Origin of the sequence: Jeotgalibacillus salarius (assembly GCF_004405125.1) — a bacterium.
Taxonomy (GTDB): domain Bacteria; phylum Bacillota; class Bacilli; order Bacillales; family Jeotgalibacillaceae; genus Jeotgalibacillus; species Jeotgalibacillus salarius.
Genome location: NZ_SORX01000014.1, coordinates 43,946 through 50,055 on the forward strand (window position 1 = coordinate 43,946; position 6,110 = coordinate 50,055).

Genomic DNA, 6,110 nt, shown 5'->3' on the forward strand with positions numbered 1-6,110 from the left:
ATTTTAAAAGGATAGCGCTTCGACTAGCTGCTATCTTTTTCTATTCTATGTTGAAGATCTTAAACCACTCCGCTATAGAAGGTGAATGAATTGGAACATTTATTTGATGATCAGGACTGGGAGATCAAATCTGCAGGAGGCGCTTCAGGTGAAGCCTTTTTTGCAAGATATCATGAACAGAAGCTTTTTTTGAAGCGCAACTCATCTCCTTTTCTGGCTGTGCTGTCAGCTGAGGGAATTGTGCCGAGACTTAAGTGGACAAAACAACTCGAAAACGGTGATGTCATTACGGCACAACACTGGCTGAACGGTCGTGAACTTCATGCGTATGAAATGAACGGTCCCCGAATCGCTAAAATGCTGAAAAAAATTCATAGCTCCAAGCCATTAACTTCTATGCTGCATCGATTGGGTAAAGAACCTTATGACCCTTCTCTCATGTATGAAGAGGTGGCTGATACGCTTGATACCGAGCTCAAACTTCTGCCTCCTGTCAGAGAAGCATTGTCATTTTTACGTCTGCACCTTGAAGACATTACAGCAGAAAGCTATGTCGTCTGTCATGGAGACGTGAATCATAATAATTGGCTTTTATCAGATGTGAATGAATTATTTTTAATAGATTGGGATGGCGCGATGCTTGCTGATCCTGCGGTTGATGTCGGTATGCTTTTATACTGGTATGTACCCGAGGCTGAATGGGCCGCCTGGATGTCTCATTACGGCGAGGAACTGACCGCTGACTTCCGTTTGAGAATGAAATGGTATGTTGTCAGTCAGGCACTCGTGATGCTGCAGTGGCAAAAAGATAAAGGCCGTCTGCACGATGTGACCAAGTGGATGAATTTTCTGCAGCGCACCCAAAAGAAAGAAAACCTTAAGTAGCCTGATTCTTTTCTGGCAACATCAGAAGAGTACAGGCTACTTTTAATTTGAACATAGCTTTGATCTTTACAGTAGGCGTTTCGATCTGCGTTCCACGTGGATGCTTTCCGCGTGGACGGCGGTAATCCTCCTCGAGCTGGCGCTCTGCGGTAATCCTCCTCGAGCTGGCGCTCTGCGGTGTCTCACCTAACCGTCTTCTCACACTGGAGTCACCGCCTTCCACTCCGATCAACGCTATGGATATAAAACTGATAGCATTTACAGATTGTGTATGTTTCTTAAATGTATTCATCTTAAAGGAGAGTTTTTGTATGAGAGCTAGAAATAAACCTTGGGCGGAGGATCATCTGAAGGCCAATCCGCAATTTGTGCCTGCTGATCCGCAATCTCATAAAGGATGCTGGAAAGCAGATGTGTTTGGAAATAATCACGAGCTGCATATTGAAGTAGGCTCAGGTAAAGGCCGGTTTATCACTGAAATGGCTAAACTGCACCCTGACATTAATTATATCGCCATCGAGCTTTCTGAAAGTATTGCACTTTCAGCGTTGGAATGTATGATTGAAGCGGATGTGCCTAACGTCCGTTTGCTTACAATTAATGCTGAAATTTTGAACGATGTGTTTGATAAAGGGGAAGTTGACCGTGTGTACCTTAATTTTTCCGATCCGTGGCCAAAAAATCGTCATGAAAAACGCCGTTTAACATTTAAAAAGTTTTTAGATCTATATAAAACAGTGCTTCCCGAAAACGGTGAAATTCATTTTAAAACCGATAACAGGGGATTGTTTGAATATTCTTTGGAAAGCTTTTCAGCGTATGGACTGCTGTTGACTTATGTGAGTCTGGACCTTCATAACAGTGAATACGAAGGAAATGTGATGACTGAGTACGAAGAGAAGTTTTCATCAATGGGTCAGCCGATTTACCGCTGTGAAGTGCGTTATCAATGATATTCAATCCGTTCTACTGGCAAACAGATAGGACGGATTTTTGTTTTATGTTAATATGTAAGCGTATACATAAGGAGGCGATTTAGATGGATTCATTTAAATTTGGTGAATGGGAGATTTACTGGCTTGATGGCGGGATTACAAATATGGATGGCGGGGCGATGTTTGGCGTTGTGCCAAAACCGCTTTGGTCAAAAAAATATCCTGTGAATGAAAAGAATCAGATTGAACTGGTATGTGAGCCACTCCTGATTAAAACCGGAGAGCGGAATATACTCATAGATGCAGGCGTTGGTTATGGTAAGTATGACGAGAAAAAGAAAAGAAACTACGGTATTACACGGGAAGCGTCGATTGAACGCTCGCTCGAAGAATTAAATATGACAGTCGAAGATGTTGATACGGTTGTGATGACGCATATGCATTTTGACCATGTAGGCGGACTGACAACTCCGGATGGCATGGAAATGAAATCTGTATTCCCAAATGCAAAGGTTTATACGAGTGAAACAGAGTGGAATGAAATTAGAAATCCGAATATAAGATCGAGAAATACATACTGGAAAGAAAATTGGGAAGCGGTTCAGAATCAGGTGACAACGTTTTCCGGTGAACTGGAAGTCATGCCGGGGATGACAATGATTCATACAGGTGGACATAGTGACGGTCACGCTATTGTAAAAATGGAACAAGACGGTGAAGTGATTCTTCATATGGCAGACCTGATGCCAACGCATGCCCATCAGAATCCGCTTTGGGTACTTGCTTATGATGATTATCCAATGACTTCTGTATTTGCCAAAGAGAAATGGGTAAAAGACGGACTGAAAAGCGGCTGGTGGTTCAGCTTTTATCATGATGCTCAGGTTCGTATGATTAAATGGAATGATACAGGAAAAGAAGTGACTGGTGAACTGAGCAGAACGCCATTTAAGGATTAATCACAAAAGGGGTGTCCTTTGACGGACACCCCTTCATTTAAATCATTATATTTTATAGACGTTCATCACTGTACCTGTTTTTGCATCAGCGATGAATTCGAATTGTTCGAGTTCACTGCCATGGTGGCGGGAAATTCCTCCACGATATACATTGTTTTTTACAGCAAGTACCTGATGTTCTTCTGGGTTCATCTGAATCCAGGATCCATCAATCGGTCCTTCCTGTTTAAACTGATCTTTTACATTTTGTAGAACTTTTTCTGCAGAAACCTGATTGGATTGTATGACATTTGTACTTTGACTAATGGCAACACCAGCTGTTAAACCTACTGCTGCGCCAATCGCTGCATCTTTCCAGTTCATATGATTCACCTCCGGATATATTCAACTCATCTTCAGTATAGCGGATTCACACGGCCGATGCACTTCAAAAATGATCAGGTTCTTCCAATTCCAATGCTTGAAGTGGAAAGATGAAAGAAAGTTCTGTAAAATAAATGAGAATGCACACAAGAAAGGAAGTATACATAATGAATCAGGATACACTTGCGTTATTTAAGCAATTAACAGAACTGCCCGGAGCGCCTGGTAATGAACACGCGATCCGTAAGCTGATGAAAGAAGAACTTTCTAAATACTCGGATGAGATTGTCCAGGACGGACTCGGAAGTATTTTTGGATTGAAAAAAGGGGCAGAAGACGGTCCCGTAGTCATGGCTGCAGGTCATATGGATGAAGTTGGATTTATGGTTACCGGTATTACAGACAATGGCATGATCCGATTTCAGACTTTGGGCGGCTGGTGGAGCCAGGTCCTGCTTGCTCAGCGCGTAGAAGTCGTGACGAATGATAAAAAGATTACGGGTGTGATTGGCTCAATTCCCCCTCATCTTTTAAGTGAAGAGAAACGCGCTAAACCGATGGAGATCAAAAACATGCTGATTGATGTTGGCGCAGATGATAAAGCGGATGCGGAATCTATGGGCATTTTACCTGGTCAGCAAATCGTACCGGTCTGTCCGTTTACACCGATGGAAAACAAGAAAAAGATTCTGGCAAAAGCATGGGATAACCGCTATGGCTGTGGTATTTCAATTGAACTGCTAAAAGAGCTTCAAAACGAATCTCTGCCAAATACTTTATATAGCGGCGCGACTGTACAGGAAGAGGTCGGCCTGAGAGGTGCGCAGACGGCTGCAAATCTGATCAAACCTGATATTTTCTTCGCGATGGATGCAAGTCCTGCAAATGATATGTCCGGTGATAAAAATGAGTTTGGTCAGCTTGGAAACGGCACGCTGTTACGTATCCTTGACCGAAGCATGGTCACTCACCGCGGAATGAGAGAGTTTGTGCTGGATACTGCTGAATCGAATAACATTCCTTATCAGTACTTTGTATCAGCTGGTGGTACAGATGCAGGACGTGTTCATATCTCAAATGAGGGTGTTCCAAGTGCTGTTGTTGGTATTTGCTCAAGATATATTCACACTTCTGCTTCTATGATTCATATCGATGATTACGCAGCAGCTAAAGAACTGCTTGTGAAGCTTGTGAAGTCATGTGATAAGTCGACAGTTGAGACAATCAGACAAGGTTCTTAATTGTGAATATAGCAGTTGGAACTAATAATAAAGCAAAAGTTAGCGCAGTGGAAAACTGCTGGACTTTTGGCAATGTGAAAAGTTTTCAAACTGAATCCGGTGTTAAGGATCAGCCTTTTGGTCATGAGGAAACAATGCAGGGAGCTATTAACCGTGCGAAATATGCAGCCAAGTCTTATGAAGGCGCTGCAGGCATCGGGCTTGAAGGAGGAGTTGCGGAAACAGCTAACGGACTTTATATCTGCAACTGGGGAGCCCTTTATGTACCAGGTTACAAAGAGCCGTTTACAGCTTCCGGCGCCAGCATCAGGCTACCTGAAGAACTTGCAGAACCTCTGCGCAATGGAGCTGAATTGGGCCCAATAATGGAACAGTTCAGCAAACAGAAAAATATTAGACAAAATGAAGGGGCTGTAGGATTCTTTACAAATGGCAGAATCTCGAGAGCCAGGATGTTTGAACATATTGTTGAGCTGCTGATCGGGCAGTGGGAATATGCAAAAATGCATTAAAAAAGGGATCGTCGATGACGATCCCTTTTTATGATTATTCTGTTTCAAAAATATAAGACACTGCCTTCAAAGCCTGTTCAGGTGTTTCGACGGTTACTGTTGCTTTTCGTGACAGTTCTTTTAGCGCATGATGCAGCTTTTCAGCTCTGATTAAAATGAGTGGTTTATTCATCGTTAAGGCAGCAGATGCATCCATGGCAGTGTTCCACTGTTTATATTGTTCTCCAAATAAAGCGATGACTAAATCGGACTTTTGCAGCAGCACCTGTGTGCGAAGGTTATTAAATGCTGAGGCCGCATCGTCTTTGAAGACTGCATTCGGCTGTTCACCAAGAATTTCTTCACCAATATCATCAGAGCGGCTGTGATTTTCCATCGGTCCTGTAAAATGCAGTTTGTAAGGAAGTGATTGTGCCGCTTCCTTTAATTTGGCACGCCAGTCACTATGAATTTCTCCTGCTAAATAAATAGTTAATTCCATCATAATCGCCCCTTTGCAATATGTAATAGCTAAAGTATAACATGTGAGAATTTTGACTGGAAATCATTTGCTAGTTTTAAGGGTTGTCAAATCAAGGGTAGATTAGTATGATGTATAGCGAACGTGTTCTTAAGGAGGAAAACAATTGAAGAAACAACTTTTTATATTATTTATTATCCTTACAACCGCTGTACTTGCAGCTTGTAATACAACGATAGAGCAGGAAAGAGAAAATACGCTGAATGATGTTGAAGATATCTTTCTTGAAGAAGCCGAGAGACCGAATACTGAACTAGACGATTTGGAAGTTCATATTCCTTACACTGCAGAGGTTGCTGAAACATCTGAACATAATGCTGTGATTGAAAAAAGTAATGAAACATTTGTTCTCTTTCATCATTTAAATGAAGAAGCGGGAAATGATGTGATCTACACGATGACAGAAGCAGTTGAGGAAGAATGGCTCGTGAATGAGACATTTGAAGAAAAAGACCGGTTTGGTTATGTACTTCTCAGACAGGTAGATGAAGAAAATTATGAATTAACCACAGGTATGAATTATACGAAGATGACAACCATCACAAAGCTGAACGATATTAGTTCAAATGCAAAATGGATGATGGAAACAGTCAGGTCAGCAGACTGGTCACAGGAAAATCCGGAAGAATAATCTTCCGGATTTTTCAGGTTGTTGAATTTCATAAGCCGTGCCGGATCATTCCTTCGCTTTCCGC

General features: G+C 42.0%; 9 protein-coding genes. 6 read left to right on the plus strand and 3 right to left on the minus strand.

From position 1 onward, the window contains the following. Nucleotides 1–90: 90 nt before the first annotated feature. Nucleotides 91–885 (plus strand): phosphotransferase family protein, encoded by a 795-nt coding sequence (locus E2626_RS16035; RefSeq protein ID WP_134383003.1) that lies wholly within the window; start codon nucleotides 91–93, stop codon nucleotides 883–885. Here the strand turns inward: E2626_RS16035 and E2626_RS16040 are convergent. Continuing rightward, nucleotides 878–1,087 carry a hypothetical protein gene (locus E2626_RS16040; RefSeq protein WP_166786855.1) on the minus strand — a complete coding sequence of 70 codons (210 nt, stop codon included), beginning with the start codon at nucleotides 1,085–1,087 and terminating at the stop codon, nucleotides 878–880. The genes E2626_RS16035 and E2626_RS16040 overlap by 8 nt on opposite strands. 109 nt (nucleotides 1,088–1,196) lie before the next feature. Between E2626_RS16040 and trmB the strand changes: the two genes are divergently transcribed. Beyond that, a complete protein-coding gene (trmB, locus tag E2626_RS16045; RefSeq protein ID WP_134383007.1) occupies nucleotides 1,197–1,838 on the plus strand; it encodes a tRNA (guanosine(46)-N7)-methyltransferase TrmB in 642 nt (213 codons plus the stop codon). An 86-nt stretch (nucleotides 1,839–1,924) separates the two neighbouring features. Beyond that, nucleotides 1,925–2,779, plus strand: coding sequence for a YtnP family quorum-quenching lactonase (locus tag E2626_RS16050; protein WP_134383009.1), 855 nt, complete (start codon nucleotides 1,925–1,927; stop codon nucleotides 2,777–2,779). A 45-nt stretch (nucleotides 2,780–2,824) separates the two neighbouring features. Here the strand turns inward: E2626_RS16050 and E2626_RS16055 are convergent, their stop codons facing one another. After that, nucleotides 2,825–3,142, minus strand: a complete 318-nt coding sequence (locus E2626_RS16055) for a PepSY domain-containing protein (RefSeq protein ID WP_134383011.1) — start codon at nucleotides 3,140–3,142, stop codon at nucleotides 2,825–2,827. A 167-nt stretch (nucleotides 3,143–3,309) separates the two neighbouring features. Here E2626_RS16055 and E2626_RS16060 point away from each other — a divergent pair, with 167 nt between their 5' ends. Both E2626_RS16060 and E2626_RS16065 read left to right on the plus strand, forming a co-directional pair. Further along, entirely contained in the window at nucleotides 3,310–4,383 is a 1,074-nt protein-coding gene (locus E2626_RS16060) for a M42 family metallopeptidase (RefSeq protein ID WP_134383013.1), read from the plus strand. A gap of 2 nt (nucleotides 4,384–4,385) precedes the next feature. Next, nucleotides 4,386–4,895, plus strand: coding sequence for a DUF84 family protein (locus E2626_RS16065; RefSeq protein WP_134383015.1), 510 nt, complete (start codon nucleotides 4,386–4,388; stop codon nucleotides 4,893–4,895). A gap of 34 nt (nucleotides 4,896–4,929) precedes the next feature. On the opposite strand, the gene E2626_RS16070 is transcribed toward E2626_RS16065, so the two are convergent. Further along, a complete protein-coding gene (locus tag E2626_RS16070; protein ID WP_134383017.1) occupies nucleotides 4,930–5,376 on the minus strand; it encodes a YtoQ family protein in 447 nt (148 codons plus the stop codon). A gap of 145 nt (nucleotides 5,377–5,521) precedes the next feature. On the opposite strand from E2626_RS16070, the gene E2626_RS16075 reads away from it, so the two are divergent. Next, entirely contained in the window at nucleotides 5,522–6,046 is a 525-nt protein-coding gene (locus E2626_RS16075; protein WP_134383019.1) for a hypothetical protein, read from the plus strand. Nucleotides 6,047–6,110 lie beyond the last annotated feature (64 nt).

Excerpts from the sequence above, each read along its gene's own strand:
- trmB (WP_134383007.1), top strand. The coding sequence starts at position 1,197 with ATGAGAGCTAGAAATAAACCTTGGGCGGAGGATCATCTGAAGGCCAAT.
- E2626_RS16050 (WP_134383009.1), top strand. The coding sequence starts at position 1,925 with ATGGATTCATTTAAATTTGGTGAATGGGAGATTTACTGGCTTGATGGC.
- E2626_RS16055 (WP_134383011.1), bottom strand. The coding sequence starts at position 3,142 with ATGAACTGGAAAGATGCAGCGATTGGCGCAGCAGTAGGTTTAACAGCT.
- E2626_RS16060 (WP_134383013.1), top strand. The coding sequence starts at position 3,310 with ATGAATCAGGATACACTTGCGTTATTTAAGCAATTAACAGAACTGCCC.
- E2626_RS16070 (WP_134383017.1), bottom strand. The coding sequence starts at position 5,376 with ATGGAATTAACTATTTATTTAGCAGGAGAAATTCATAGTGACTGGCGT.